Annotated in this window: 23 protein-coding genes; 11 read left to right on the forward strand and 12 right to left on the reverse strand. The window is 53.3% G+C overall.

The window, feature by feature from the left end; all coding sequences use genetic code 11:
• Genes CCALI_RS04195 through CCALI_RS16725 form a run of 3 tightly spaced genes read left to right on the forward strand, consistent with a single transcriptional unit; the run spans nt 1 to nt 1,738 of the window.
• Nucleotides 1-999 carry a DUF4434 domain-containing protein gene (locus tag CCALI_RS04195; protein WP_016482230.1) on the forward strand — a complete coding sequence of 333 codons (999 nt, stop codon included), beginning with the start codon at nt 1-3 and terminating at the stop codon, nt 997-999.
• The gene (locus CCALI_RS16720) at nt 996-1,448 is read left to right on the forward strand and encodes a phosphorylase family protein (protein ID WP_081648264.1); all 453 of its coding nucleotides are present in this window, start codon (nt 996-998) and stop codon (nt 1,446-1,448) included. The genes CCALI_RS04195 and CCALI_RS16720 overlap by 4 nt, the downstream gene beginning before the upstream one ends.
• Nucleotides 1,445-1,738 (forward strand): phosphorylase family protein, encoded by a 294-nt coding sequence (locus CCALI_RS16725; protein WP_052572326.1) that lies wholly within the window; start codon nt 1,445-1,447, stop codon nt 1,736-1,738. Before CCALI_RS16720 ends, CCALI_RS16725 begins: the two co-directional genes overlap by 4 nt.
• On the opposite strand, the gene CCALI_RS04210 is transcribed toward CCALI_RS16725, so the two are convergent.
• Nucleotides 1,735-2,148, reverse strand: a complete 414-nt coding sequence (locus tag CCALI_RS04210) for a CoA-binding protein (protein WP_016482231.1) — start codon at nt 2,146-2,148, stop codon at nt 1,735-1,737. The two genes, CCALI_RS16725 and CCALI_RS04210, sit on opposite strands and share 4 nt — an antisense overlap.
• Nucleotides 2,149-2,345: 197 nt before the next feature.
• Between CCALI_RS04210 and CCALI_RS04215 the strand changes: the two genes are divergently transcribed.
• Nucleotides 2,346-3,191: a hypothetical protein gene (locus tag CCALI_RS04215; protein WP_016482232.1), complete on the forward strand. Its 846-nt coding sequence runs from the start codon at nt 2,346-2,348 to the stop codon at nt 3,189-3,191.
• A 44-nt stretch (nt 3,192-3,235) separates the two neighbouring features.
• On the opposite strand, the gene CCALI_RS04220 is transcribed toward CCALI_RS04215, so the two are convergent.
• Nucleotides 3,236-4,537, reverse strand: a complete 1,302-nt coding sequence (locus tag CCALI_RS04220) for a sugar-binding domain-containing protein (protein WP_016482233.1) — start codon at nt 4,535-4,537, stop codon at nt 3,236-3,238.
• 523 nt (nt 4,538-5,060) lie between these two features.
• On the opposite strand from CCALI_RS04220, the gene CCALI_RS04225 reads away from it, so the two are divergent.
• The gene (locus CCALI_RS04225) at nt 5,061-5,909 is read left to right on the forward strand and encodes a phytanoyl-CoA dioxygenase family protein (RefSeq protein WP_016482234.1); all 849 of its coding nucleotides are present in this window, start codon (nt 5,061-5,063) and stop codon (nt 5,907-5,909) included.
• Nucleotides 5,910-5,978: 69 nt separating this feature from the next.
• Here CCALI_RS04225 and alaS read toward each other — a convergent pair whose 3' ends face one another.
• The 7 genes from alaS to CCALI_RS04260 form a co-directional block, all read right to left on the reverse strand.
• A complete protein-coding gene (gene alaS, locus CCALI_RS04230; RefSeq protein ID WP_016482235.1) occupies nt 5,979-8,714 on the reverse strand; it encodes an alanine--tRNA ligase in 2,736 nt (911 codons plus the stop codon).
• A gap of 86 nt (nt 8,715-8,800) precedes the next feature.
• Complete coding sequence (locus CCALI_RS04235; RefSeq protein ID WP_044948851.1) at nt 8,801-10,357, reverse strand: CRTAC1 family protein; 1,557 nt, start codon at nt 10,355-10,357, stop codon at nt 8,801-8,803.
• 148 nt (nt 10,358-10,505) lie between these two features.
• On the reverse strand, nt 10,506-10,760 hold the full coding sequence (locus CCALI_RS04240; RefSeq protein WP_016482237.1) for a hypothetical protein: 255 nt from the start codon (nt 10,758-10,760) through the stop codon (nt 10,506-10,508).
• Between the two features lie 19 nt (nt 10,761-10,779).
• On the reverse strand, nt 10,780-12,621 hold the full coding sequence (locus CCALI_RS04245) for a tetratricopeptide repeat protein (protein WP_044948853.1): 1,842 nt from the start codon (nt 12,619-12,621) through the stop codon (nt 10,780-10,782).
• A gap of 247 nt (nt 12,622-12,868) precedes the next feature.
• Nucleotides 12,869-13,699 carry a DUF1559 family PulG-like putative transporter gene (locus tag CCALI_RS04250; RefSeq protein ID WP_016482239.1) on the reverse strand — a complete coding sequence of 277 codons (831 nt, stop codon included), beginning with the start codon at nt 13,697-13,699 and terminating at the stop codon, nt 12,869-12,871.
• Between the two features lie 64 nt (nt 13,700-13,763).
• Complete coding sequence (locus tag CCALI_RS04255; protein WP_172636625.1) at nt 13,764-14,789, reverse strand: LacI family DNA-binding transcriptional regulator; 1,026 nt, start codon at nt 14,787-14,789, stop codon at nt 13,764-13,766.
• A gap of 145 nt (nt 14,790-14,934) precedes the next feature.
• Nucleotides 14,935-15,267: a hypothetical protein gene (locus CCALI_RS04260; protein ID WP_156415914.1), complete on the reverse strand. Its 333-nt coding sequence runs from the start codon at nt 15,265-15,267 to the stop codon at nt 14,935-14,937.
• 116 nt (nt 15,268-15,383) lie between these two features.
• Between CCALI_RS04260 and CCALI_RS04265 the strand changes: the two genes are divergently transcribed.
• Nucleotides 15,384-16,712: a nickel pincer cofactor-dependent isomerase, group 22 gene (locus CCALI_RS04265; protein ID WP_016482242.1), complete on the forward strand. Its 1,329-nt coding sequence runs from the start codon at nt 15,384-15,386 to the stop codon at nt 16,710-16,712.
• Nucleotides 16,713-16,732: 20 nt separating this feature from the next.
• Here CCALI_RS04265 and CCALI_RS04270 read toward each other — a convergent pair whose 3' ends face one another.
• From CCALI_RS04270 to CCALI_RS14845, 3 genes are all read right to left on the reverse strand, one after another.
• Entirely contained in the window at nt 16,733-18,124 is a 1,392-nt protein-coding gene (locus CCALI_RS04270) for a hypothetical protein (protein ID WP_016482243.1), read from the reverse strand.
• A gap of 125 nt (nt 18,125-18,249) precedes the next feature.
• On the reverse strand, nt 18,250-19,578 hold the full coding sequence (locus CCALI_RS04275) for a putative glycoside hydrolase family 15 protein (RefSeq protein WP_016482244.1): 1,329 nt from the start codon (nt 19,576-19,578) through the stop codon (nt 18,250-18,252).
• A gap of 262 nt (nt 19,579-19,840) precedes the next feature.
• Nucleotides 19,841-21,535, reverse strand: a complete 1,695-nt coding sequence (locus tag CCALI_RS14845) for a hypothetical protein (protein WP_016482245.1) — start codon at nt 21,533-21,535, stop codon at nt 19,841-19,843.
• Nucleotides 21,536-21,775: 240 nt separating this feature from the next.
• Here CCALI_RS14845 and CCALI_RS04285 point away from each other — a divergent pair, with 240 nt between their 5' ends.
• The 5 genes from CCALI_RS04285 to CCALI_RS04305 all read left to right on the forward strand — a co-directional run bounded on the left by CCALI_RS04285 (nt 21,776) and on the right by CCALI_RS04305 (nt 26,482).
• Nucleotides 21,776-22,795: an aldo/keto reductase gene (locus CCALI_RS04285; RefSeq protein ID WP_016482246.1), complete on the forward strand. Its 1,020-nt coding sequence runs from the start codon at nt 21,776-21,778 to the stop codon at nt 22,793-22,795.
• A 148-nt stretch (nt 22,796-22,943) separates the two neighbouring features.
• Nucleotides 22,944-24,029: a WD40 repeat domain-containing protein gene (locus CCALI_RS04290; protein ID WP_016482247.1), complete on the forward strand. Its 1,086-nt coding sequence runs from the start codon at nt 22,944-22,946 to the stop codon at nt 24,027-24,029.
• A 29-nt stretch (nt 24,030-24,058) separates the two neighbouring features.
• A complete protein-coding gene (locus CCALI_RS04295; protein WP_016482248.1) occupies nt 24,059-24,751 on the forward strand; it encodes a chlorite dismutase family protein in 693 nt (230 codons plus the stop codon).
• A gap of 15 nt (nt 24,752-24,766) precedes the next feature.
• Nucleotides 24,767-25,858 (forward strand): tRNA epoxyqueuosine(34) reductase QueG, encoded by a 1,092-nt coding sequence (queG, locus tag CCALI_RS04300; protein WP_016482249.1) that lies wholly within the window; start codon nt 24,767-24,769, stop codon nt 25,856-25,858.
• Between the two features lie 252 nt (nt 25,859-26,110).
• Nucleotides 26,111-26,482: a tetratricopeptide repeat protein gene (locus CCALI_RS04305; RefSeq protein ID WP_016482250.1), complete on the forward strand. Its 372-nt coding sequence runs from the start codon at nt 26,111-26,113 to the stop codon at nt 26,480-26,482.
• The last annotated feature ends 45 nt before the right edge of the window (nt 26,483-26,527 follow it).

Consider the following 26,527-nt stretch of genomic DNA (forward strand, 5'->3'; position numbering starts at 1 on the left):
ATGGCAGCACCGCAACGTCTTCAAGGCTCTTGGATGGACTTCCAGCATCAGAATCCTCACGATGGGGACTACTGGAACGAAACGACCCGTCGTTTCACCGATTCGCAGTGGCGAGGAAAAATTGCAGAAATGGCACAACTCCATTTGGAGTACGTGGTACTGATGTCCTCCGCCTTAGACAACTGCGCCTTCTATCCATCTCGTCTGATGCCACGACACGATCTGGCCTGCGCTGACCCCATTGCAGCGGTCTTAGAGGCGGCAGAGGAACACGGGCTCAAAGTTTTTGTTAGCGCCGGCTTCTATGGACATACGACGGAGGAGACCAGCGATGCCCCCGACTATCTCGCCTGGCACCAAGCTTTGGCACAAGAGCTTATAGAGCGTTACGGCGCCTTTAAAGCGTTCTATGGATGGTATGTACCCAACGAGGCCGAGATACGCGGCCATTTCAGCGAGAACATGATGGGCTTCCTACCGGTCTTTGCACACTATCTTCGCTCCCTCTCCTCACACCATCGCATTCTTATCGCTCCCTACGGCACTCGGCAGGTGCAGGAGGATGAGACGTTTCTCAAGCAACTTTTAACCCTCGGCCAGGCCGGAGTGGATTTTATCGCTTATCAAGATGAGGTAGGCGTGCGAAAAACCAAAGTGGAAGAGCTAGACGCCATCTACGCACGCCTGCGTCGTCTGCACCAGCAGGCCGCCCATAGAGGCCCTACCCCAGAGCTCTGGGCCGATGTGGAACTGTTCGAGTTTGAAGGGGCCACCTATGCAAGCGCCCTCATTCCCGCCGACTTCCACCGAATCCTACGACAACTCACAGCCATCGCTCCTCACGTTGAAACCATCCTCTGCTACCAGACACATGGGCTTCTCAACCCACCCAATAGCCCTCAGCATTGTGGTCACCCCAACTCCGTCCACCTCTGGCAGGCCTATCAGGCCTATTTAGCGCAAACCTTTCCCTCGCTCGTCGCCCTAAACGATCTATGATGGCATCCAATCTCGAATCGCAGGGATCTCCTAAAGAAGTCTCCCTTTTGGTCTGCGCTGCAACCCCCCAAGAGCTCGCGGCTTTCTGGTCTGACGATGAGGTCGCCCCGATCTCTCAACCAACGGCCTGGGGCTACCAGGGAACCGTTGCGTGGGTCTGCACGGGTGTAGGCATTCCCTCCATCTTCGCCGCCCTCTATTCCCTACTCGATTCGCTGCAACCGTCTCTCCTGTTGCACATCGGGATCGCGGGAGCCTATCCCCATGCTGGTCTTCAGATCGGCGATATCGTGCTTGCTGAATCGGAAACCTATGGTGACATCGGCTTCGAGTTGCCCCACCCCCCTTTTTTCGCCCAATTCGCGAAGCGCCTTTCAGCCATTCCCTCTACTCAACCCCTCTGTCCCTCGCCCTGCCCGACGAGTGGGTCGCCGCTTCATGGGATATGAACTTCCATGTAAAGCGAGGGCGAGGGTGCACTGTCAATCAGTGTACCGGCACGCTAGAAACAGCCCAGCTGCGCCGCTCTCTTTTTCAGGCGGACTTTGAAAGTATGGAGGGGGCGGCAGTGGCGCAGATCGGCCACCAAAAGGATATCCCTGTGTGCGAGATACGCGCTATCAGCAATATCGCAAGCACACGAGATATGCGCCCGGAAAACATTCGCCTTGCATTGGCACATCTACGCCACTATCTTCAGGCTTGCCGAATGCAAAAACAAGTTGACCGTCTCTCTTAAGAGGCCATCGGCTGCTGCTGATGCCACTGTAGAAGCTCTTTTAGGTCATAGCCTACAATGGCTTGCGAACCAAAATAGCGAGCTAGGTTAAGCGCCGCTAACGACTCGCTTCCGGGCTGCAACCAGAGATAGGGAATCTTCAGATGCCCTGCTATACGTATGATCTCCAGCGCCTTTTCGGGCGATGTTGCCACCACCACGCAGTCAAGCGGATCAGCAATGTTATCTAACGAGGGGTATGCGGGGTCGCCATCCAACTCGTTCTGTTGTGGGTGCACCAAATAGACACGATATCCTGCCGTTTTCAGCTGACGATAGAGTTGAAAAAGCGCATCGTCCTTTGTGCCATCTCCGCAAAGGGCAAAGCGCTTTTTATGCAGCACCTGTTCTGCAAGGGCGCGTAACGACACTCGTTCCTCCTTTTAACCCGAAAGTTGTCAGCTCGTCCTTTAATAGCTTACCCGTAAAGGCCGGTAGTACGGTATTGCATCGGTTTTCTTCGAGTTATCGCCTCTTCGTTGGTCTGACCGCTGTTTTCCGTGCTTTTTGAACGCAGAAAAGTTCTCTATGGCGTATTCTATAAAGAGAGGGAAGAGGGAAGCCAGCCATGTCCTTTTTTGAAAACGAATCGCAGCCGCAGCAGGAGACGATCCAGCAGCAGATTGCGGCCCAGGTCAATACCTTAGCGCGTCGTCGTGAGGTAGAAAGGCAGATCGAGAGCCTTTTAGACACGGCCAAAAAGTTGCGTCTTTACCGGCGCCGCATGTGGACGGTGCGCGTCTGTTGGTTAGCTTTTATTATTTTTCTGTGCTACCTTACCCATTTCAAGATCATACAGTTTTGGTGGCTTTTCGCAATGGGGGGCGGCAGCGCGGCCATGGCAGAGCGTACCCTAAGCCGCTTACGTGAGGAGGTTCATGCGGTAATTAAGGCAGGTGATCCGTGCGCCGTAGGGGCTCTTGCTTTAATGACACGCGAGCGGGATATCTTTATACGCCAGGCAGCCGATAGGGCTTTACGTCGTCTCCTGCCCCAGGTAAAAGCCAGCGATGCCAAATATATTAACAACGAGCAGATGAATGCACTGCTGCTGCTCCTGGCCAGCAGTGATTCGGAGATGCAGGTAGCGATTCTGAAGGCCTTAGAACAGATCGGCGATGAACGTGCCTTGGTGGTGGTAGAACAGCTCGCCACAAGTGATCTACCCGAAGTGAAGGCGGAAGTGCGCGATGCGGCACGTGCCTGTCTCCCCTATCTTCATGCCAAAGCGCGCCTAGCCGCCGAACGCGCCACCCTGCTGAGAGGCACTGTCGCCCCCGTATCCCCCGCCCAGCCCGACGAACTGCTCCGTCCCACTATGCCGACCACGTTCAACACGCCATCAGAACAGCTTCTACGCGCCACCGAACGCGAAGCAGAGCCTTCGGAACCACACGAAGAGAGGGAGGCTTAAGCCTCCCTCTCTATGGCCCGCAGCGTGTAGATCAAGCTCGAAGCTTAGCTGCGACGCGAGCTTCGACGTGCTTGTAGCAGCCTTTCGGCCGTCTCCCTATCGGTGCAGAGATCGTGAACGATCGGCTGTTTCCAACCCATCGCCTGCCACTCAAGCACCGAATAGATGGCGTCGAACTTTGTAGCACCGCCGGCGACAACAACGACCTTCGGCACCAACATGAGCTGCTCTATGGTAACGGAGAGCAGACGATCGTTGATGGCCTGCACGTAGGACTCTAGCTCCTTCAGATCGGTTGGCGACATATGTTTGCGCGCCGCCAGAGTGATAAAGAGGCGATTGCAGAGGTCGCCAACGGCACAGGTAAATCCGGGCTTGCCGTTATTCGTGTAGCGCGCAATCAGATCGATCATCTTGCCCAACTCGGGCTGGAGGTTGCCCATCATGGGTTCGTGCAGCCCCACAATAAAGCGATGGCCCGATTTGGGGCGCACCCCTCCGATACCAACTAGCGCAAGCGTAGGTACATAGACATCGTCTTCTGCGGCAATCCCCGTGCTTGTACCTAATGCCCTTTGTCGCGCCTTCTCCTCCCAGACCTTCGGTGAAATCCAGCGGCCTGGCCCTTCGGATAGCCATTCGGACACCATCTCGGGCGTTTTGGCTGCCACCGGCAGGCTCAAGCGAATGAGCTGCGCATCGGGAAAGGCGCGGGCAAGCCAAGAGCCGCTAATGTCGGCATCCATAGCCCGGCGAGCGTCGGGGCTTTCCATAGACCACACTTCCGCAGCGATATTGCCGTTTAAAGAGACCACTTTCACGCCGCGCACGTTGCGTTTATCGTAGATGTGCTTGTTGAATAGGCTCTCGCAGGTATAGAACACCGCTCGGCCGGAAGAGAGTGCTACGATCTCGTTCTGGCGAATGATCGTATCCAGATAGTCCGCGCACAGTTGGCCTAGAGCCTGATGTAAGCGGTCATCGGCAAGGCTGCTTTCGAGCGTTTCGGAATGCCCCGACATATCGGCCACAATCGCCGTTTGCAGTCCATAGGCAGCCATCAGCTCTCGCTCAAGGTGGTCTACGCGCGGTGGTTTGAAGGGCGCGTTTTCATCAATGTGAACGCGCACGATCCCGCTATCAAGAGCAAACCGGTAGAGACGAGAGATGGTGCTCGCATCAATATGCGCTAAATTGGGTTCGGAGTTTAGCAGTTGTTGCAGAATCTCCTTCTGCTCCATTCGATCAACCAGAACCATCTTTGCAATGCGCGCCGCAAGTCGCCTTCGATCGGCAGGATCGAGCGCCGGGCGACGCCCTCGTCGTTTTCCTGTGGTGGTCGTCATATCTGTTTGCTTTTCCTTTCACATCAAAAGACTTAGTCGCCTATTTCCACGTTGTTTGGCAATTATAAGTATAGCATATGCAAGCTCTAACTAAAAAGACTCTCCGATTCGATTCTACAGGCTATTGAGCCGAAGAATTTGCATCTTTTCCATTCCCTAGCTAAAAAATACCCTCTTTTCTATACGCCTCTACCCCCAAAATCCATGGCAAGGCCATTTTGCCGCCCACGCACCTCGTTTTCTGTTTTTCTCTGTAAAAAAACTAGCAAATTTTTGGAGAATCAGTTGACACGACAAACACTTCTATGATATACTATAAACGAAGGTATCCTTCTTTCTCGTCCTCAATTGCAGTGTACCCAGGTGCGCGGATGCCACTTGCGGTGCCGCCCGGCTTCAATGGCGAAGCCGGGCACCTTTTTTCTGTAAGCAGGGAAACTCTCAACCAAGGACCAATTGTAGATCCAAAGGGAGTGACCCAAATTTGCAACGATACCCAAATCTTGAACCGAGGAGATTCTTTATGAGCGTATTCACCCCAGAAGACTTGGCGTTCTTCGAGGAGAACGGCTACGTCGTCGCTCGCAACGTAGTGCCCGTGGAGCTGTGTAACGCTGTGGTCAACGCTATCTTTGAGTTTCTCGGCATGGACCCCAACAATCCAGAGGACTGGTATCGCCCACCTTTAAAACCCGGCGGGATGATCGAAATGTACCAGCATCAAGCTCTGTGGGACACTCGCCAGTATCCCCGTGTCCACCAAGCTTTCTCCGAGATCTACGGCACCCATAAACTCTGCGTTACTATAGACCGCGTGGGTATGAAGCCGCCTCGCCATCCAGACCACCCTGAATACGACCACAAGGGCTTCATCCATTGGGACGTAGATACCTCTAAACTGCCTCTGCCATTCAGCGTCCAAGGCGTCTTGTGCCTCACCGATACAACGGAAGATATGGGAGGCTTTCAGTGCATTCCTGGCTTCCATAAAGGGCTTGAAGAGTGGATCGCCACACAACCGCCCGATAGAAATCCGCGTGTCCCCGATCTCAATGCTCTCCCGCCAGGCAAAAAGGTGGTTCCCATCCCCGCAAAAGCCGGCGACCTCATCATCTGGATCAATACCCTCGCCCACGGCAACGGGCATAACGTCTCGAACCGCCCCCGTTTCTCTCAATATATCTCGATGTTTCCCGCAGAACGCCTCACCGAAGAGCAGCGCCAACACCGCATACACTGCTGGCAGAACCGCCTCCCACCTGGTAACAGCGTCTTTCCAGGAGATCCGCGAGAGATCGAGCAGAAGTACCAAAAAACCGCGGAACTCACTCCTCTTGGCCGCAAACTGCTTGGCCTCGATCCGTGGGATTAGGTAGAGGCTTACTTACGCCCCCTCGCGGTGCCAGCGAGGGGGCGGTCTTTTTCTAATCTCAGGGGTGCTCTAAGGCTTTTGCTTTTTCTGCGCTCTTACTAAATCCGGCACCGTCTTAAGCGCTTCGGTAAGCTTGGAATAATCCCTGCCGCCGGCCGTCGCAAAATCGGCCCTACCTCCTCCACCGCCGCCTATGATCTTGGCAAGCTCTCTCACCAAGTTCCCTGCATGATAGCCTTGTTGAACCAGGTCAGCCGTAACTTTGGCCGCAACAAGTCCCTTTTCTTCGACGGCAGTTCCCAATACGACAATCGCCGTTTTCAAGCGCCCCGCAACTCGTTCCGCCAGGTCGCCCAATGTTTTGGCATCTACTCCCTCAATTGAGGTGGCTAATACAGGAACCCCATCCACGAGCGTCGGTTCTAACGTATCAAGGCGGGCAATTGAGCGCTCCAGCAGCAACTGACGATTACGTTTCGCAAGCTCGTCTCTTTCTCTGATAAGACGGTCTAAAGCAACTATCACATCATCCAAACGCTTCACCTGGGCTCGCAGCAACGTCGGAAGCTGCTTGATCGACTGTTCACGTTGCAGAGTATATTGCCAAGCGGCTCGGCCGGTTACCGCCTCAATACGCCTTACTCCGGACGCGATGCCGGTTTCGGAGACGATTCGGAAAAGCCCTACTTGGCTCGTGCGCTGCAGATGCGTTCCCCCACAAAGCTCAATGCTAAACCCCGGAATCTCGATAACGCGTACGCGCTCGCCATACTTCTCCCCAAAAAGCGCCATAGCGCCTCGCGCTTTGGCCTCCTCAAGGGGCACATCCCAATGAACCTCTAGCTCCACGTCGTTCAAGATCTCGGCATTGACCAACTCCTCTACCTGCCGCAACTCATCGTCAGTCATTGGAGCCGTGTGGGTAAAGTCGAAACGCAGTCGGTCCGGCGCTACTAAAGAGCCTTTTTGATACACATGGGTGCCAAGCACCTGTCGAAGAGCCGCCTGCAAAAGATGGGTCGCCGTATGGTTTCGCATGATGTCGAGGCGACGCACTCGATCCACCGTTGCATAAACCTTCTGCCCTACTCGCAGCTCCCCTTCCTGAACTATTACGGAGTGAAGATAGACCCCTAAGGCACTTTTCTGGGTATCACACACTTCGGCTCGTAGTGCACAGGTTGTCTCTCCCTCGGGTGCCACCAACGTGCCGGTGTCGCCAACCTGCCCGCCCGCTTCAGCATAGAACGGAGTTCGGTCAAGCACAACGGTTACTTTCTCTCCTGCTCGTGCAAACTCCACGCGCTGGTCCCCTACGTAGATGGCCAGCACCTTCGCCACCGCCTGCAGCGTATGATAGCCAAGAAACTCCGTCGGCGGCAGATCGGCACCGATGACGCCCATAAGCACGGAGGCAGAAAAGACCTCTCTATCTATTTTGCTCGACTGCTGTGATCGCACACGCTGCGTTTCCAGCTCCGCCTCAAAACCCTCTAAATCAACCTCTACACCCACCTCTGCGGCTAGCTCTTGGGTAAGCCTTAGCGGAAAGCCATAGGTATCGTAAAGGCGAAATACATCATGACCGGGGAGACGTTTGGTTGCCTGAACCTCCACGGAATGCAGCATATCCGTCAGAATGCGCATCCCTCTGTCGAGAGTGCGGCGGAACTGCTCCTCCTCTGTGCGGATCGTCTGAAGAATAAGGGCACGTCGCTCCTCGAGCTCCGGATAGAAATCGCGCATCTGTGCGATCACATGGGGAGCCACCTCATGAAGGAAGGGGGAATCGAATCCCAAAGCCATTTTGCCATAACGCACGGCACGTCGCATTATGTAGCGCAGCACGTACCCACGTCCCTCATTGGAGGGCAAAATGCCGTCAGCGATGCAGAAAACCATGCAGCGCGTATGTTCGGCAACCACCCGAAAAGCGAAATCCGTGGGTGACATGCTGCCCTCGTACCGTACTCCGGCCAATTTCTCGATCGCTTCCAATGTAGAGCCGAACAGATCGGTCTCGAACACACTGCGTTTCCCTTGGGCAATATAAGCGATACGATCAAGCCCCGCCCCCGTATCATTATTCTTTTGAGGTAGCGGGGTTAAGATCGGTTTGCCATCTGCGTCCGTACTACGATTATACTGAGTAAATACGTTATTCCAAATCTCTAGCCACCGTCCTTCTGCCTCATCTTTAAGGAAGCGCTGCGTCGGTGTCAGCTGGGGATCGGTGGTTAGCTCTTCCAACGGCACCAAGCGATAGTAGACCTCCGAACATGGTCCACAAGGCCCATCAGGCCCTTCGCTAAGAACGTTGGCCGGCCAAAAGTTCTTGTCTTCGTCGAGACGATGGATGCGGTCTTCAGGCAGACCTATCTTTTCATGCCAAATGGCGTAGGATTCCTCATCGTCTTTATAAACCGTTGCGCATAGCCGCTCTGGTTCAAGCCCGACCACCTGGGTTAAGAACTCCCATGTCCACGGAATAACTTCTGCTTTAAAGTAGTCGCCAAAGCTAAAGTTGCCTAGCATCTCAAAGAAGGTACAATGCGAGTAGTCTCCCACACTATCAATGTCGCCAGTGCGCACGCATTTCTGCACCGTTGTAATGCGCCGTGAGGGTGGGGTTGCAACCCCAGCAAAATAGGGCTTAAACTGCTGCATTCCCGAACCGGTAAAGAGAGTCGACTCGTCAAGATGACCCAGCACATCTATGGGTATCAGCGGTGCTCCCGGCAAATGCAGATGCCCTCGCTCCTTAAAAAACTCGATATAGGCCCTTCGCAAAACGTGGGCTTGCATCTTCTACTACCTCGTTCCTTTCCTACGTTCTCGTCATAAGTATACAACAGGAAGAGGATGCCTTCACACAACTAGCCCTGGATATCTCATAAAACCGCAAACCTCTGCTCGCCCTCAGAAATCACCAAATAACGGTTAATAGGCACATCAACAAAAACGTCCACACGACCGCTAGGCCATTTTACCGTTAACTGCCTCACTTCTCTCTCATTGCCAAGCCCAAAATGAACGCGAGGGTCCGAAGAAGACATATAAGAGCCACCAGCTTGGCATTGGCGTAGAAGGCGCTTTTCTCCCGCTTCCACCACTAGGAGAGCACCGTAGCCACTGCGATTGGAGCGTTTCCCTTCAAGCCGGATACCGAGCCAGTTCCCAACTGGCTCCGTTTCGTTGTGCAGTAATAGGGGACATCCTTCGCTATCCACAATCAACAGATCAACGCGACCATCGTTATCGTAGTCTCCGACAGCTAAACCTCGGCCTACGATAGGGCGCATGAGATCGCTCCCTGCAAGAGGCGTTACATCCGAAAAAAGAAGAGGATCGCCCCCACTATTTTGCAGCAATAGGCACGGCTGCCGGTAGCTAGTGGAGGGATCGATCTGATGGATATTATCCTGTACATGGCCGTTCGAAAAGATGAGGTCGAGCCACCCATCGTTATTAAAATCAAAAAATTTGGCTCCGAAAGCAACATACGGCCTGGCGATGTCGGCAATACCTGTATTGCGGGATCGATCGACAAATATATGATCTCCTTCATTGTGATATAAACATTTTTCCTCGTGCTGAAAGGTCGCTACGACTAGGTCCAGTTTCCCGTCGTTATCATAATCACCCCAGTCTACACCCATTCCACCGTGAATATTCCCCATTCCATCGGTAGCAACCCCAGCCTCGCGCCCAATGTCATGATATACCCATCTCTTTCCCTGATATGCCGGATAAAGTAGGTTGCCCTCTATCTCATCGTTCGAGTAGACGATAGAAGGCCTCCCAGAACCGTCAAAGTCGGCACACGCAACTCCTAAGCATCTTCCAGAACCCTGAGCATGATAGAAAGAGGTTTTGTTGCTAAACCGCCCATCGCCAAGATTAGCGTAGAAAACGCAATGCTCCGGTTTGTAGTAGCGAGGGCCACAAGAGGTCTTAACGCCGCGGTCTGTGCACAGCTGAGGAGTTACGTGGGGACCAAAAACTGCATAGTTTCCTATGATGAGATCGAGGTATCCACTGTTGGTGGTTTGCACCCAAGCCGCCGAAGTGCCCCAAGGTTGTGGAGCGATGCCACTCTGTGCCGTTACCTCCCGAAAATGGCTCCCCCCCTCGTTGTGTAACAACGCTCCCCCTCGGTAGGCTGTCAGGTAGATGTCCACATACCCATCGTTGTCGTAGTCCCCAACCGCACAGCCCAGAAAATGGCCATGCAGCTTATCGAGACCGGTTTGACGGGTGACGTTTTGGAAATGCCCTTTTCCATCGCCACGGTAGAGAGCGAGAGAGCTTCCGACGAGGAGGATATCGAGGTTGCCGTCGTTATCGAAGTCGAGGAAGGCGCATCCATTGCCGATGGTTTGAAGGATGTTGAGGGGGCGAGGGCCGGGGATGACCCAGCGGTAGTCCAGACCGGCATGAGAGGACATATCCACAAACCTAGGCCCTTGCTCTCTCAACTTGCGTTTTGGAGGGAACGCAGAGAGCACTTGACACCCCGAAAGCGACCCAACAAGGAGAGTCTTGCCAAGGAGCTTCCATAGCTCTCTGCGTGTCACGAAAATACCCTGGGAGAGGTTAGTGTCCAGCCGAGCCCTGCCCATAATAACGTGCATAAGGAGGAACCTGCCCCCCACCGCCAGACTGAGAATACATATATCCTTGCGTATAGCTCTGTGAATACTGCTGTTGTAAGTTCTGTATGTTGGGTTTTTGCGGTGGAGGGCTGGCAGCACGATTGTTCCCTAGGGTAAAGTGATAAATCACGAATCCGAGAACGAGCACGGCGATAACGCAAAAAGCGATTGCAGCTGATAAGAGTTGCTTGTTCATCTAGCTAAAAGCTCCTTTCTTATTTTGAAGAGACCGCAAAGGTAAGTTCTTGTACTCGTTTTTCTGCCATCTTAGCAGCCTGCAGATTACCTAAAGCGCGTGCCACGATAGCAAGTTGTCGGAATGTATCGGCAGCATTCGGGGCAAGCTGTGCAGAAAGGCTAAGTTGGCGAAAAGCAGTCTTCAGATCGCCCTGTTTAAGCGCAATCATCCCCCGTGCATAGGCACGGATGGCAGAGAGGGAAGGGTCTGTACCAGAGAGTGCTAACTGCTTTTGAGCTTCATGGAGGTCACTGAGTGAAGATCCTTGCCGAGCCAGGAGGCTTGCCAACAAGGCATGTGCCCGGTGATCATAGGGCAACAGAAAAACAAGCTGTTGAGCTGTTTGTAACGCCTGACTAAGTTGGCCGTTTCTAATTTGAAGCTCAAGCAAGAATTCCGCGCAGGCGCTATTCTCGGGATCGAGCACAAAGGCCTGTTGTGCTAAGGCTTCTGCCTTCTGCACATCGGAGTACGTGAGATCTGGTTTCGCGAGAAGAGCCCTTGCCTTGCCGAATAAAATATCTGATGGAAGAGGATGCTTGATTCGATACGCCCAATAGGCCTGAATTCTCTTTCGAATGGGATTAATGCGTTGAGGGTGCCATTTGACCGTGGCATCGTACTCAATTTGGGCAGAACGCAGCCGATTGAGCCCCAGCCAGGCATTACCAAGCGCTTCATGGGCACTAGGGTTAGCCGTAGCGATCTGTACGGCACGTTGCGCCAGAGGAAGTGCTTCTTGAGCAAAATGCGCATCCGTCAAGCTGTTAGCGGTCGCGATAAGAACCTGAGGAGCATCTGCGGGGAGGTGTAGAGCCTCTGCCCAGTTACGTAAACACCCTTCTACATCGCCTCGCTGTGCTAAAAGCTCCGCCATTTCTCGATGAAGGGGTGATGATTGCGGATGTACCCGTAAGGCATCATAAAGTCGTTGATAGCGATCGGCCCCCTTTTGGCATAAGAGATAGAGACGCTGCCAGCGTGCCACTTCTTTGGGTTGGTCGAGCTTTTGATAAACCTCCCTCAAGGTTAGTGGTGCCGTCGGATCATAGGGATAAAGCTGATAGGCTCTCATAAGCGGCGCCACCGCTTGCCGGTAGTCACCCAATAGGAAATAGGCTCTCCCTTCCGCAAGCCATGCGGCTGCGTCTCGTGGAGAGAGCTTTAAAGCCTGTTGGGCTTGCACAAGCGCCTCATTTATGTCTTGAGAACTCCTCGCGTGCTGAAGCAACCAGGTTGCGAAGGCCTGGCGTATGGTCTCTTGCTGCGGAGCTAGGCGAATGGCTTGCATAAACTGCTTGCGAGCGGCAGTCTGCTGGTTTGCATCCGACAGAAGCAGGGCGAGGGTGGCTCGATTTGCTGCGCTACCCGGATTAAGAGCTACCGCCTTTTGGGCTGCCTGTAGGGCCTGCGTATTATCCCCTAAAGCCTCACGCGCAACAGCCAGATAGGCCCAAGCCTCTCCAAGTGTTGGGTCAAGTTGTAGGGCCTTTTGCAGTTCCTCCGAAGCCTTATCCATAGCACGTTGGCTAACATAGAACTTTCCCATGAGGTAATGCGCCTGAGCGGAGTGGGGATGAGTGCCCACATATTGACGAAGCTCACCAAAAGCCGCAGTTACCAACCCACTACCTAGCAAGGCACGTGCCCATTCATCGCGATAGTTTGGATTGTCTGGGTCTAGCCCAACGGCATGGCGCAAAATAGGATCGGCATGAACATAGTCCCCGCGTTGGTTAAGCTTAAGGCCTAAATAGTAGAGAAAAATAGGATCTACACGATGTTTTGGAAATTGCTGAATCATTTGCGACAGCGGCATATGCCGATATCGCCATCGGAGGAACCAGGGACTAGTCAATAAAGCCCAGACCCCGACGAAAGCTATTATGCCTATAAGAAAGCAGACAAATAGGCGTCGTAGAACTTTATAATAACCACTTATATTGGCTAGTCTGCTACGCCTATGCTCATCTGCTACGCGCTGCGTTATCATTGGCTTTATCGTATTTGGAAGGGTCAACAGGAGGAGAGAAAGCTCTTCCTCCTGTTGACTCCTATCGTCACCTTTATTGGTGGTTGCGAAGGATGTCCTGTGGAGAATTAATCACTGCATTCATTACATTAGCATCCACCGACTTTACGTGCCCGTCGGCAAACACCGCATTGAATTTGCCGAAATGACGTGCTGCCGGCCGACGTCCTCCATTACGACAACTACCAAAGTCCTCCTGCTCCGGGATCCCAAAGTCCCAGTCCACCGATCCGTTTTCCTTCCATATCTTCGGATGCATGTTAAATGGACCAGGCCCATCGGTACCACAGCCGGACCAACTTCCGCTTCCTGGGATATCGAAGTTGGGATCGGCCGCTTTATTTTGAGGTGTTCCGAACTCAGCCGCGTCGGCAACTGCTACCAAATTGGCCGGAGAGTAGAGGCTGGCGAGCTTAGCACCAGGAAATGCACCATTGCCACCGCCCAAATTCACCCAGCCTATTGTTAGTCCTCCAAAGGCATTGTAGCCATAGCTTGTTGGGTCCCATCCTGATCCGATATAGGGATCGTCTGGGCAATTAAAGATGCCACGGGCTTGCCCCGTCGCGGCACTATAGGGCATACCGTCGCCGTATTTTTGCACATACGGCTGGATGCTAATGCGCCAAATACATTTTTGAGCATCAAGCGAAGGGCCTCCCCATCCGCATGGGAAGGTCTCGTCATAGTCTTGGACGTACATATCTATGCCTAGACCGATCTGCTTGAGATTGCTCGTGCAGGTTATGGCTCGTGCTCTTTCTCGCGCTTGGGCAAACACGGGAAAGAGAATTGCAGCCAGAATCGCTATAATGGCGATGACCACGAGCAATTCAATAAGCGTGAATGCATTTTTCACTTTCATATGTCTCCTCCTATACATATCGTTCTCGAAAATGTATATAATGGTTTTGATAGCAACAAAGTGACTAGGTTGTGTCACCGCAAACCAACTCTACGGGCAGCACCACCTCCTTCTGCAGATTCTCATCTTTACTCTCGATCTGCTCCACTAATAAGGCGATAGCACGGCTTGCCACATCGAACCAAGGAGCCTTAATAGTTGTTAACCGATGAAAGAGACTCCCCATGGTACGAATGCCATCATATCCCATAACCGCAACATCGCCTGGAACGTTCATCCCTCTATCACGGCAGATCATCAGCGTATCGAGAGCCGACATATCGTTCCAACAAACGACCGCTGTGGCCTGACAGCTCTTTAGCACCTCACAGAAAGCGTCTACGGCTTTAGCATCATTCGCTATATTTTCTAGGCCCCGCCAGGTAGTGACTTTCATACGATAGTTTTGGGCGCACTCCATAAAACCATCGTAGCGAAGACATGCGGATATCAGCGGCCGATCGCTCGCCCTGTAAAGCACCTGAGAATGCCCCCTGCCAGCTAGATGCTCCGCCTGAAGTTTGCCCCCGATAAAATCGTCTACCACTACCGAAGGCAAACTTTCTATAGCATCAGCAATAGCAACCACCGGTAAGTGCGATTTTGCCAGAAGCGTCACTAGAGGATCGTCCGCAGAAGTATGGACAACAAGCCCATCCAAACGTCCATCCACCAGTTCAGCATAAATGTCTTTGACGGAGCGACGAGGAAACGTCCCATGAACTAATAGATCAAGCCGATGCAGATCACATCCTCGCTGTAACCCACCTATGATCTCAGCATAGAATGGCAGACTAGCGTTCAGGTATCCAAGACCGCCATAAAACCCTATAATGCCTGTTCGTTTCTTTCGTAAGGAGCGAGCGATTGCATTTGGAAAGTAGTTGAGCTCAGTGGCCGCCTGTAAAACCCTCTGTTGGGTAGCTCTGGAGACACGAACGTGGGTTAGGTTTCTGTTGAGAACGGCAGAAACCGTCATACGACTGACGCCAGCTCGTTTAGCGACGTCCTCTAAAGTCACCATCCTGCGGTCTTTCTGTTCCTTTTTCACCGTACTATCCACTGATTTATCGGTAAATCTATAATCCATTATAACAAAGGTTTGATTGGCTGTCAAGAGATTAACCCAAAAATTTTCTTATTGTTTTCTTCCCATTCCTCAAAGCTCCGCAATTTCTTGGATTCGCGGAGCGATCTCATTTGTTTGAATGTGTCTTCACAGGGTTTTGGTGTAAGCCCTTATGTGCTGATAAGTAGCGATAGCGCATCCTGAGAAGATCGGCACCGTGTCCCCCCGTCATACTATCTAGCCAATCTCTATCATCTGGGGATACTTTCGAGATGTCTCCATGCGTTTCAATCGCAAGTTTATCTACTTGCTTGGCCGCCAAATCCCCGTGCTCTACATAGTCCCGATAGAGATATCGTTGGCTTGGAAGTGGAGCATGAGGCTTGGGCGCAGTAGCACGGCTCACGAAGAATAAGAAAAGCCCCAAAAGCAGCACAGCACCAATTACAAAGAACTTCATCTCCCGCCCCTCTGCGCTTTGCATCTGCTTCCTCCAACAATGCCACAAATCTTCTCGTCGCCATTCCACAGCTGGGTATTATTATAACATGTCAACTTATGCCAAAGGAGCCGCTCATGCAGATAGATCTTCCCACCCACCTGTTCACCTTTCCAGAGGTGCCCCTGCCTACCGTCTGGAGTGTGCGCCAACTAGAACGCACTCCTGCCCTTTCCCAAGAGCAGGTAGAGAAAAGCACCCGTGAAGCTCTTGAGACACTACTTGCGTCGTGTTCGCTTCCTCACCATGCCTCGGTCGCGGTTGGCGTAGGCAGTCGGGGTATCGCAAATCTCGCCCTCATCGTTCGCACGGTAGTCGGCGTGCTGAAAGCGCATGGACACTGTCCTTTCATCGTTCCCGCCATGGGCAGCCACGGCGGCGCCACAGCCCAAGGACAGACGGAAGTCCTTTATAGCTACGGCATTACCCCAGAAAACGTTGGCGCCGAAATCAAAGCCACCATGGAGGTCGCTCCCATCGGAGAACTTACGCAAGAGGCTGGAGATTATAAAGGCTTTCCTGTTGTCTGTGATCGTAACGCCCTCCAAGCCGATGCGATTTTGCTGATCAACCGCATCAAACCGCACACCGACTTTACCGGCCCCATTGAAAGCGGCATCGCCAAAATGCTGGCCATCGGTCTTGGAAAACAACAGGGCGCCGAACGTATCCATCACTTTGGAGCCACCGGCCTTCGTGACCTCATGCCCTACGTAGCCCGCTTCATGGTCGAACGCCTCCCCATCTTAGGCGGCATCGCGCTTATTGAGAACTCTCTCGGACATACCTGTGAAATCCATCCGCTTCCACCTCACGCCATCGGGCGAGCACCAGAAGAGGCGCTCCTGGATAAGAGTCGTAAGCTGATGCCCCATCTGCCTTTCAACTCTCTTGACCTTCTATTGGTAGACGAGATGGGCAAAAACATTAGCGGATCCTGCATGGATACACATGTCATTGGTCGAGCCGTTATGCCCTCCATCCCCGAATCCGAATGGGACGGTCCGAACATCCGTCTCATTGCCGTTTTTGATCTAACCGATGCATCCCACGGCAATGCCGCCGCCTTTGGCCTCGCCGATATGATCACCGAGCGTCTCGCCAAAAAGATCGATTTCGTCGCCTCCTACATCAACATGCGTACTAGTGGTGAAGGCGGCACCCAACGTGCCCGATTGCCCCTGATCCTGCCTACACCAGAAGATTGCGTGCGCACCGGTATTGCGACCTGCGGCAGAGGCGACTGGGCTAAAGTGCGCCTCGCGCGTATCCGAAATACGGCCGATCTCCAAAACCTTGAAATAAGCCAAGCCCTGCTCGAGGAAGCAAAAAGAAACCCGGATCTCGAAGTCGCTACGGAGGGACATGCCTTAGACCTAAGCCAACCGCTGCCCGCTGGGCGATAGGACAACCCGAGCGAGCCCTTTTAGAAGTGAATGGCTAATTGGGTAGTGAATACGGAGTTGCCGGTAGAGCGGGATGTATCTAACAGGGGAGAGGTACTGTTGCCGTATTGATAGAGCAGTTGCAACATCGCGTTGCGAGTGAGATTTAAACCGGCCCCTAATGTGAAAAACTGCTGAGAGGAGAGAGAACGCCCTCCAAGACCGGAGGCAGTTGAGAGATCGTAAAAAATGCTCTCAAACCCCGCACTCAGATGCAAGCCAGGGAACGGGTCCCAGACGACTCCCGCCTGTCCACGGTATACTCCGTTCAAAACCATATCCGATAGGGCATCTCTATTGTTGGGATTCATCAGGATTTCGCCCATCAAGTAGCTTTGAAGCGACCGAGATAGCCGCAACGAAAAACTAGTAAACGGCCCCTCCAACAGGGTGCTGTTCGACAACAGAAGGCTACTTGCTAGAAGTGAGTTATTATCGAGCGAAGGCGCCACAAACTGAAAGCCCAATTCCGCACTCGCCGGCCCGTTGGCATACCCTATGTGAAAACGATAGGCATTGCTTCCCAGCAAGGCATAGCTGTTTCCATCGAGGATGGGAACTAAATTGCGTAGTGCCTCGGCTTGCAGAGTAACGTTGGGCTGAAGCTGATAGGTGAGACGTGTCGTGTAAGACAGGAACCCAGCACTTGGAGGAAGCAGCGGATCAAAGGCAGTGGCATCACCTAGTTGCATCTGCAGTTGTGCGGCGCGAGCCAGAGAGAGTTGAAAGGCAACTCCAGGGCTAGAGGCGTTGCTAAGCCGTAAAGCATTGCCTAGGTCTGCGATATTCGCTGTGGGCAGCAACGCGGCCTCAACGGCCCTAGACGAGGATGACCTGACAAACGCATTGCCAGTCGGCAATGACGGTTCTAACAAAGGAAGTTGAGGGTCTACATGGGCGGTCACTTGCAAAGAGGGGCTAGGAACCGAAGCTGATAAGGCCGAATTTGCAGAATTGGTAAGTGATGCCTCTACAGCGGCAACGCTAGCCTCAGCCGCAGCATGCGTCTCGCCTAGCATCTTCAACTCCGGCTCGAACTCCGCCACTAGCCGCTTGAGCGGCTCGATGTCTTTAAGGGTAATATGCGTTGCCGAGCTCGCTACAGAGAGCCTATCAAGAGCACGCTTCAAAGCCACAGCCAACTCGTAGCGAGAGCGAAGGGTTTTTCCTTGAAAATAGTCTGCTGGATAGCCGGTAATCGCCCCCTCTTGCTGAAGGGTCGCCAACGCCGTATAGGCCCAGCTACCGGCAGGAACATCTTGGAAAGGATTCGGCGTCTGTTGTGCCCAGCTCACCCGTGCGACTACCAATAGAAGCAGAGCAGCTCCAAAAAGAAAAAGGCTATTCCACTGTAAACTCGATCTTCTGACCATCTCTGCCCCAACCTAACGCCGTCTCACCAATAACAAGGTTTTCAAAACCTTCGCGTCTTCAATATATAATACTAGTGTCAACGTCGTTCTGTCAACAGGATTTTTTTGCCACTATCGCTTTGAACTCAATCGTTCAAGAGAATACGGGCACTGTGGCTAGGGATCGTCACTACCCTCACCGGTCGTCTCTTCAGTTGCCCCATCGGCACCCCTGAAGCAGGAACCGGCCCACCTCCCTCAGCCTCCACTAAATACTCGGTATGGCCTAAATCTATCTTTACAGGACGCGTATCGGGGTTTACTAAGACCATCCCCCTAGCAAAGTCGCGGCGATAGACTCCCCAGGCCACATCCCAGTCGGCCGAAATCGTGCGGGCAGGCTCTGACAGCGGGGCACCTAGCGATATCGTGTATTCGGGATACCACGAAAGAGTGCTGGTATCGAACATGTTGATATATGTATGTCGCCCCTTGATCAGCAGGTACGAGCCCATCACAAACCATCGCGCATCGTAGTCCGAATCGCGTATGTAAGATTGGCAGATCACAATCTTATCAGCTCGGATAAGAGCTAAAAGGCGATTCATCTGAAGTTGCCAATCGCTCGGCGCATAGTAGTTTCCTGGCCCCGACAGCGCAAATCCCTCGTTCATTCCCCCATCCCCAACCGCGTAGTTTGTGGTGTCCCACGCATTCACCAAACCACCTAAATTCGGCAGATAGTAAAAGTGTTCTGGCTGATCATGCAACGCCTTGCAACAGTAAGCACCATATAGGTTGAGATTCGGTATCCAGTTCTGCTTGCACGCTTCAACATGAGAGAACCACGCAAATGGTGGGTTCACCTGGTTCATGAGAATATCCTGCGTGTAACTATCAGCGAACACCCCGTCATCTTCGTTATCGCGTAGTCTTTGCAGAGCCGTTTCCACCCAATACTTCGGCCAGCCAGAAATGGGTTCCCCATTTCTAAAGAGAATGTTCATCACGTCCCAATGGTAGACATTTTGGGAAATTGGGCTTCCGTCAGCAGTCCTCAAAAACCAGTGCGGATGTTGTTTTATATAGCCAAAATCGTTCGTCCATCGTTCTCCATCTAAGAAAGCTGCAGTGCCGGCTCCCACAGCAAGCTGATAGTGCAATATAATGAAATGTGGGTTCAACTTGCGAATCGTCTCCGCCCAACTGCGGGTCTCCTTTTGAGTGCCCGCATAGTGGTCTGCAATAAACCGCCATTGGGCCGGGCTTAAAGAGTTTGCTGCCGGCAGCTGATCGGAAAAGACGACGATCCGGTCGGTCGTATCGGGAAAGGGATGCGCTTCAGCACCAATGGGCGGTATGGGACGTGCCCTCACTTGCCCCCAAAGCAAAATCCATCCTACGCACACTATTGTCAATGAACGCCCTCGACGTCGCTTTGGGCATGGAGGGTACGCTCGACGGATGAAATACATCTGGCAACTACCTCCTTGCCAGTTGGCACCATCTACTCCTACGATACCAGGCGTTCTCCGCACCATACGCTACGCTCCAGACCGCCCCAGTGCTTGCTCTACAGAACAAGCGCTATGACACGTCTACAGATCGCCTTCTGAAGTCCCTCGGGAGGGCTGAAAAGGAGAGAGAATCCCTTTTTTGTATCTCTCTCATATCCCTAAAAGTAGGATGGGGTGAGGCTTTCCCCACCCCACGGGAAGCAGCTACTAAACCTTCGCACTAGGAGTGCGAGACGCTGGTCAGATTCGTGATGGTGCTTGTTCGCACAGTTATGGCGTGGAGTTGTTCTGGGGAGAGCACTCCTCCGGCGCCGTAGGGGCTGCTGCCGGGCACCCCTGGCATCGAGCTGCCTCCGGCATACGGCGGCCTACCTCCCATCCCGTAAGGAGAGGAGCTACCTCCATAAGGAGGCATTCCAGGATACCCCCCTGGTGCTCCCGGATAGCCTCCTGGTGCACCGGTGTAGCCACCGTAAGGGGACGACGATCCACCTCCGTAGGAAGGCCCTCCCACAGGCGGGCCACCGGGCCTCATACCGCCTCGGCGTCCACCATAGGGAGCACCACCGTAAGGCATGCCACCGTATGGAGCACCGCTCATTGAATATGGTGAGGAGGTTCCACCCATTCCGTAGGGGCCACCGGGCATGCCCGGATACTTCCCTTCATAGGGCATACCGCCCGGCCCTCCATAAGGCACTCCATAGCTAGTAGTGGTGAGACCATTGGCCGTGGCGTTGTTGATCTGCGCAGGCGTATCTCCCTTAATCGTCAGCGTGCTGACAATCTTTACCACGCGCCCCGCCGTGTAGGCGAAGTAGATGTCGCGCTCGTAAGTGATCTTGGGCTTCTGAATAGGAATGCCATTAAACATAATCGTTTCAGGCAGCTTAGCAGTCTCCGTGGTAGAGTCAAACGATTGATGAATCTTGGCAGTTGGGTAGCCATTCTGCCACTCTAAATCTACCAGGCGACTATGCAGAGTCACTTTAGGCTGATCGCTCGACGGCAAACCGGGGATATCTATGCGCTGCTCCGGCGTTATCCACGTCTCTCCCACAGAGACCGCCGCCTCCGGTAGTGTAGGCAAGTTAAGCGCATCTAGCTCCAAAATACTGGGTTGGGCCGATGCGGTGGTTCCCTGTTGGTAAGCCGCCAATTGGCCTTGCGGCGGAGATCCTATGTTCACGGAGTTCGAGTCGACCTCATAGTGAATTCGCCCCAATGCATCGAGTAGCTGATAGACTGAGTCGGGCAGCTGATCCTGAGGATAGATAAACTGCTGCCCACCCTGCATGACAGTTAATGCCGTGAGCTTGTCGCGAACGAGAGCCTCTGGCAAAGGCTGTTCTATATCGAAAAGCAGCCTGCTCTCAATCGAAGAGAGGGGCACGTCGCTGCTGGATCCGGTCTCCGAAAAGCCTCCTACAATTACTGAAGAACTGTCGCGGGTGTAGTGATATTGAAAACCTTCCGGAAACCGATAGCGCAAGCGCAAAACAGAGGGGCCGTTGTGAATGATATTGGCAACGTTGACGCGGATGGAAGTCGAGCCGATCTGGACGCTACCGCTGGCTTGATCGGGCGCCGGGCCGAAAAGCACTAGCCGCACTGTATGCTCACCATCGGATACTCCTAAATCTTTTGTGGCCCAAATATAGGTAAAGGGTTTATCGGAGTTCTGTTGTGGATAGATCGCAGCGGTGAACTTCCCATCTATGTAGACACCCACATAGCCTTCAGGCGGTATGCTAGCACGCGGAACCTCAATTGCTACGTTCTCACGAACGGTGGCGCCATCCGGTGGGCGAATGATGGTAAACGGTATCCCCTGCCCTCGCGCCCATGGCGTCCCTAGAAACCATAGAACAGGGAGCAAGTAGACGCATAAGCGCACCATGTTACGGTAGAACATCGTCAACGACCCCTCCTCCAAAAATCTCTTACTGCTTCCGAAAGTGTATTTCAGTGTATCATAGTTCCTTGTACAAGTCAAGCACTCAATTTATCTATACGGAGGAAAGCAGACAGAGGAGTTATTTGGATATTTCTATCCAAATATTGACTCAGCCTTCCCCAATGTTGGATACTATATTTAGTAGCGAAAATGGCTAGAAGGGTTCACCGCCCTTCGTCTCTTCTGAGGAGGTAAAACATGGAATACCGTGTGTTAGGCGAAACGGGGCTTAAAGCTTCCACTGTGGGTTTTGGCGTCTGGACGGTCGCCACGACCATGTGGGGCATTAACGACGATGAGGTGGGCATTCGCCTGCTGCGACGTGCTTTCGATCTCGGCATCAACTTTTTTGATACCGCCGACGTCTATGGCGACGGCAAGGGCGAGACGCTGCTCGCCGACGCTCTCGAAGGCCACCGCGATGAGATCGTCATCGCTACCAAATTCGGCTACGATTTCTACAACTACCCCGGTGTCCAGCCCGGCCAGAGAGAAAGGCCCCAAGACTGGACGCCCACCTTCGTGCGTAGCGCCTGTGAAAAGAGCTTACAACGCTTGCGCACCGATCATATAGACCTTTACCAACTTCACAACCCGCGCCTCTCCGCACTTCAAAACGACGATCTTTTTGCCACCCTTGAAGCGCTTAAGCAAGAAGGCAAAATTCGCTCCTATGGTGCGGCCTTAGGGCCGGCGCTACGGCCTGAACGCCAGGTGGAAGAGGGTCTCTACAGCGTTAAAGAGCGCCGTATGGCTGTCCAGATCATCTATAACATGCTAGAACAACAGCTCGGTGAACCGATCTGCCCGGCAGCTAAGGAGGCTGGTGTTCCCGTTATCGTGCGCGTGCCCCATGCTTCCGGCATTTTGGAAGGACGCTACACCACAGAAACCACCTTCGATACGAACGACCATCGTAGCTTCCGCCTCGTCAACGATCAGATGCGCCAAGAGTGGCTCATCAATGGCCTAAAGAAGCTGGAAAAACTGCGCTTTGCCGCCGAATCGGCAGGTCGTACCCCTGGTCAAATGGCCATCCAGTGGTTGCTCGCCCAGCCTGCTATTGTATCGGTGTTGCCCAATATCTATGACCACGCTCAGTTGGAGGAGTTCGCTAAAGCCCCCGATACTCCCCCCTTCACCCAAGAAGAGCTGAACAAAGTCGCCGATCTTTATGCCCATAACTTCTACCTGGAACCGTTGGAAGCTGCCCCCTAAAGGAGCCAAGGTTCAAAGCGCTAAATCGTCAATGCCTTCTCCATCCTCATAGGGATATGGAGAAGAGGGTGAAACTTGTTGTCCAATTTGGGGTCTAAAAAGGAGGTGATGCATCGCGATTGATCGTTGTGAAGGAAGGAGCAAGGAGTTGGTCGCTACCAGCCTGCGGTGTGCACGGATGATATTTGCGCCCAATATTGTAGTGAAGGTGCTCTTCGTTCTGTTTGGTGTGGCTTTTGCCTGTCCGATTCAAGCGCAGATCGGTCGATCGCGTGCACCAAGCCCTTCCAAACCGGTACAAACGCCCACTCCTCCTTCGCCTCCGACTCTCAATCTCATGCCTTTGCCAAAAGTTATCTCGGCAAGCAGAAACATCAAATTGTGGGACACCAGCGGCCAACCTACCCTGCAGATCGACCCAAATACCGGTGACATTAACGCTCTGGCGCTGGGCACGAAAGACGGCCAGCAAACACTGATCTCTGGTGGAGCGGATGGCGTTGTGCGCCTCTGGAACCTTGCCTCAGGTGCGCCCGGCGACACCCTTGCAGTAAACCACGGCCCCATAACCGCACTTGCCATCTCGCCCGACAATATGATCCTCGCCGTGGGAGCCGCCGATGGAACCATTAGCCTATGGGCCTGGAAACAAGGGCGTCTGCTTGCAGCGGTGCCCGCTCACAGTGATGCGGTTACAGGCCTCATCTATGCTTCAGATAACCACACCCTCATTAGCGCTAGCGCCGACCGACAGATACGGGTATGGCTGCTTCTGGATAATGGACGCCGAATTGTTTTGCGCTCTAGCATTCTAGCCCACGATGCTCCGATCACCGGTATCGCGCTTCTTTCAGGAGGCACACAGGTCGCCAGCGTCTCAGAAGACGGCTATCTGATGATCTGGGACCTCGCCACTGGTGCACAGATTCGACGTATTTTCGTGTGCGAACGTGGCGTTACTGCCCTCGCCGTCTCCCCTGACGGCAAAACCCTGGCCACTGGGGACTTCAACGGTCATATCCGCCTTTGGAATGCCATCACAGGAATGCCTCTCACTTTCCAAGGAAACCTACCTCAACCCCCCCGAACGCTCCTTTGGAGTGCCGATGGTACAATGCTCGTCTGCGGCGCAGCCGATAATACTCTTAGCTTTTGGAACGTAAATACAGATAAGCAGGTCGCCTGTATCGCAGCCCACGACAGCCCAGTACGGGCGCTCGTACTGGCACCCTAATTACCGATCTACTACCAAGGAGATGAACGATGGAAAACCGTGGCCGTACCATGGTCGAGTTCGCTTTCTACAAAGTTGACCCCGCTTGGCGACGCCAACCCGATGAGGTTCGAGAAAAAGATAAGGCCGACTTCACCTGCGCGGTGGAAGAGGCCGCCGACGAAATGATGATTCGTAGCTACTCCCTTACTGGCATTCGTGGAGATGTAGACCTCCTGCTTTGGATGGCCTCACCAGACCTTGACCTTCTGCGAAATCACGCAGCCCGCTTTCTACGAACCGGTATCGGTCGCTGGATGACACAGCCCTACTGCTTCCTCTCCATGACCAAAGCCTCCCAATACAAAGACCCGACCGCAAAAAACGAGCCGGAAGGACGTCGTCTCATCATCCGACCCACCGGACGCAAATTCCTTTTTGTCTATCCCTTCGTCAAAACGCGCGCCTGGTATCGAATGCCCTATGAGGAACGCCAAAAAGCTATGGCGGAGCATATAGAGCTTGGACATAAGTATCCTACAGTTAAACTTAACACCACCTACTCTTTCGGCATTGATGATCAAGAGTTCGTGGTTGCCTTTGAAACCGACATTCCGGCCGACTTTCTCGATCTTGTCCAACATATGCGCGAATCGGAGGCGAGCGCCTATACCCTACGGGATACACCAACCTTTACATGCGTACAGGTACCACTGCGTGAAGCGCTCGATGCGATTGGCTAGCGCTTTTCTAGCCACATGATGCAGACCACAACGACGCGCGAAGAGCAGATCAAAGCCTATGCCAAAGAGCTAGGTTTCGATCTCGTCGGGATCGCAGAGGCTATCCCTTCGATCTTTCAACAACAGTATCGCGATTGGCTCGAAAAGGGATATGCCGGCCAGATGGAATATCTTGCCCGAAATTTGGAGCGACGGCTGAATCCGCAAGAGCTTTTGCCCAATGCACGCTCGCTTATCGTCGTTGCTATGAACTACTATGCCGACACAGAAGAGGGGCCTGGTACTCCTCCCGTACGTCCAAACCATGCCATTTTCGCTCGTTACGCTCGTGGAGACGACTACCATGATGTCATTACAAAACGTCTCTATCAGCTGTTGGAGTACATAAAAAAACGGATCGATCCAAATGCTGCTGGGCGTGTCTATGTAGATGCTGGCCCCCTGCTTGAAAGAGAGGTAGCTCAACGTGCTGGTTTAGGTTGGTTTGGTAAAAACACCATGTTGATCAACTCGCGTCGTGGCTCGTACTTCTTTCTTGGTGCTTTGGTAACCGATCTCGATCTCGAGCCCGATAGGCCGGCCCAGGGGCATTGCGGACGATGCAAGCGCTGTATCGAGGCCTGCCCCACAGGTGCTCTGATCGCTCCCTATCAGCTCGATGCCCGCCGCTGTATATCCTATCTCACTATCGAACTCAAAGAGGCCATTCCCGTTGAGTTGCGCCCTGCACTATCGGCCAACGGCAACCGCATTTTCGGCTGCGATATCTGTCAGGAGGTCTGCCCCTTCAACCAAAAGTTTAGCGTGCCCACCACAGAGCCGGCGTTTCAACCTCGTGAGATCACTCGAAATAGTCGCTTAGTCAACCTGTTGCAATTAAGCGAACCAGAGTTTCGAGAGAAGTTTCGAAAAAGCCCCGTAAAAAGAGCAAAACGAAGGGGCCTGCTGCGCAACGTCGCCACTGCCCTTGCCTACAGCGACGATCCAGAGGCCGAAGCCGCGCTTCAAAACGCTGCCGAGCACGACCCTGACCCCCTCGTGCGTGAGCATGCAGCTTGGGCGCTCGACACGTTAAGAAAGCGCAAAACTACCTCCTCATCTCCCTAAGACTGAACCAGGGCAAACCCTCAGCTCTCTTACACACACCAAGTTTCACAACAGAGCCCCCATTCCGTAACAGCCATAGCACTAAAAACACACCCCCTATAAAAACCTCCTCTTGATTTTCCTACGAGGACATGATATAATCGCATCTAGTTTCCAGGGAACAAGTCAGAACAGAACAAACGGGGTCGCTCAACGCCATTATCCTTGATTATGATGACCATAGAACCCCGAAAAACCTTTAGGGAGACACGCATGACAATGAGCTGCTTAGAAAACAGCATCCTGGAACGTGGTATCGCATATAAGAACGAGGGCCAGTATGATGAGGCTGTCGCCGCCTTTAAAGAGGTCTTGGAGAAAGACCCCAACTCCTGCGACGCGCATCATCAGCTCGGTCTTGTCTACGGCTTTACCGGTCTCTTCGACGAGTCGCTCGAAGAGCTTCAAAAAGCCGTACAACTTGCTGCCGAGCGCGTGGATATCCGGCTCGACCTCGCCCTTACCTACTCGATGCTCGGCATGTACGATGAAGCGACGGCGGAGTTCCAGGAAGTGCTGCGTCTTGACCCAAATAACAAACGCGCCACCGACAGCCTAAAATTCATTAAGGAGATGCTTGGATAGCGAACGCCGCATTGCCACATGCTGCTGTGCCCTCTCGCCAAGGTG

The organism is Chthonomonas calidirosea T49, assembly GCF_000427095.1.
Taxonomy (GTDB): domain Bacteria; phylum Armatimonadota; class Chthonomonadetes; order Chthonomonadales; family Chthonomonadaceae; genus Chthonomonas; species Chthonomonas calidirosea.

Excerpts from the sequence above, each read along its gene's own strand:
- CCALI_RS04245 (WP_044948853.1), bottom strand. The coding sequence starts at position 12,621 with ATGCCGCTGTCGCAAATGATTCAGCAATTTCCAAAACATCGTGTAGAT.
- CCALI_RS04275 (WP_016482244.1), bottom strand. The coding sequence starts at position 19,578 with ATGTATTTCATCCGTCGAGCGTACCCTCCATGCCCAAAGCGACGTCGA.
- CCALI_RS16720 (WP_081648264.1), top strand. The coding sequence starts at position 996 with ATGATGGCATCCAATCTCGAATCGCAGGGATCTCCTAAAGAAGTCTCC.
- CCALI_RS14845 (WP_016482245.1), bottom strand. The coding sequence starts at position 21,535 with ATGTTCTACCGTAACATGGTGCGCTTATGCGTCTACTTGCTCCCTGTT.
- CCALI_RS04305 (WP_016482250.1), top strand. The coding sequence starts at position 26,111 with ATGACAATGAGCTGCTTAGAAAACAGCATCCTGGAACGTGGTATCGCA.
- CCALI_RS04235 (WP_044948851.1), bottom strand. The coding sequence starts at position 10,357 with ATGTCCTCTCATGCCGGTCTGGACTACCGCTGGGTCATCCCCGGCCCT.
- CCALI_RS04225 (WP_016482234.1), top strand. The coding sequence starts at position 5,061 with ATGAGCGTATTCACCCCAGAAGACTTGGCGTTCTTCGAGGAGAACGGC.
- CCALI_RS04240 (WP_016482237.1), bottom strand. The coding sequence starts at position 10,760 with ATGAACAAGCAACTCTTATCAGCTGCAATCGCTTTTTGCGTTATCGCC.
- CCALI_RS04260 (WP_156415914.1), bottom strand. The coding sequence starts at position 15,267 with ATGAAGTTCTTTGTAATTGGTGCTGTGCTGCTTTTGGGGCTTTTCTTA.
- CCALI_RS04220 (WP_016482233.1), bottom strand. The coding sequence starts at position 4,537 with ATGACGACCACCACAGGAAAACGACGAGGGCGTCGCCCGGCGCTCGAT.
- CCALI_RS04250 (WP_016482239.1), bottom strand. The coding sequence starts at position 13,699 with ATGAAAGTGAAAAATGCATTCACGCTTATTGAATTGCTCGTGGTCATC.
- CCALI_RS04295 (WP_016482248.1), top strand. The coding sequence starts at position 24,059 with ATGGAAAACCGTGGCCGTACCATGGTCGAGTTCGCTTTCTACAAAGTT.
- queG (WP_016482249.1), top strand. The coding sequence starts at position 24,767 with ATGATGCAGACCACAACGACGCGCGAAGAGCAGATCAAAGCCTATGCC.
- CCALI_RS04285 (WP_016482246.1), top strand. The coding sequence starts at position 21,776 with ATGGAATACCGTGTGTTAGGCGAAACGGGGCTTAAAGCTTCCACTGTG.
- CCALI_RS04195 (WP_016482230.1), top strand. The coding sequence starts at position 1 with ATGGCAGCACCGCAACGTCTTCAAGGCTCTTGGATGGACTTCCAGCAT.
- CCALI_RS04265 (WP_016482242.1), top strand. The coding sequence starts at position 15,384 with ATGCAGATAGATCTTCCCACCCACCTGTTCACCTTTCCAGAGGTGCCC.
- alaS (WP_016482235.1), bottom strand. The coding sequence starts at position 8,714 with ATGCAAGCCCACGTTTTGCGAAGGGCCTATATCGAGTTTTTTAAGGAG.
- CCALI_RS04215 (WP_016482232.1), top strand. The coding sequence starts at position 2,346 with ATGTCCTTTTTTGAAAACGAATCGCAGCCGCAGCAGGAGACGATCCAG.
- CCALI_RS04270 (WP_016482243.1), bottom strand. The coding sequence starts at position 18,124 with ATGGTCAGAAGATCGAGTTTACAGTGGAATAGCCTTTTTCTTTTTGGA.
- CCALI_RS16725 (WP_052572326.1), top strand. The coding sequence starts at position 1,445 with ATGAACTTCCATGTAAAGCGAGGGCGAGGGTGCACTGTCAATCAGTGT.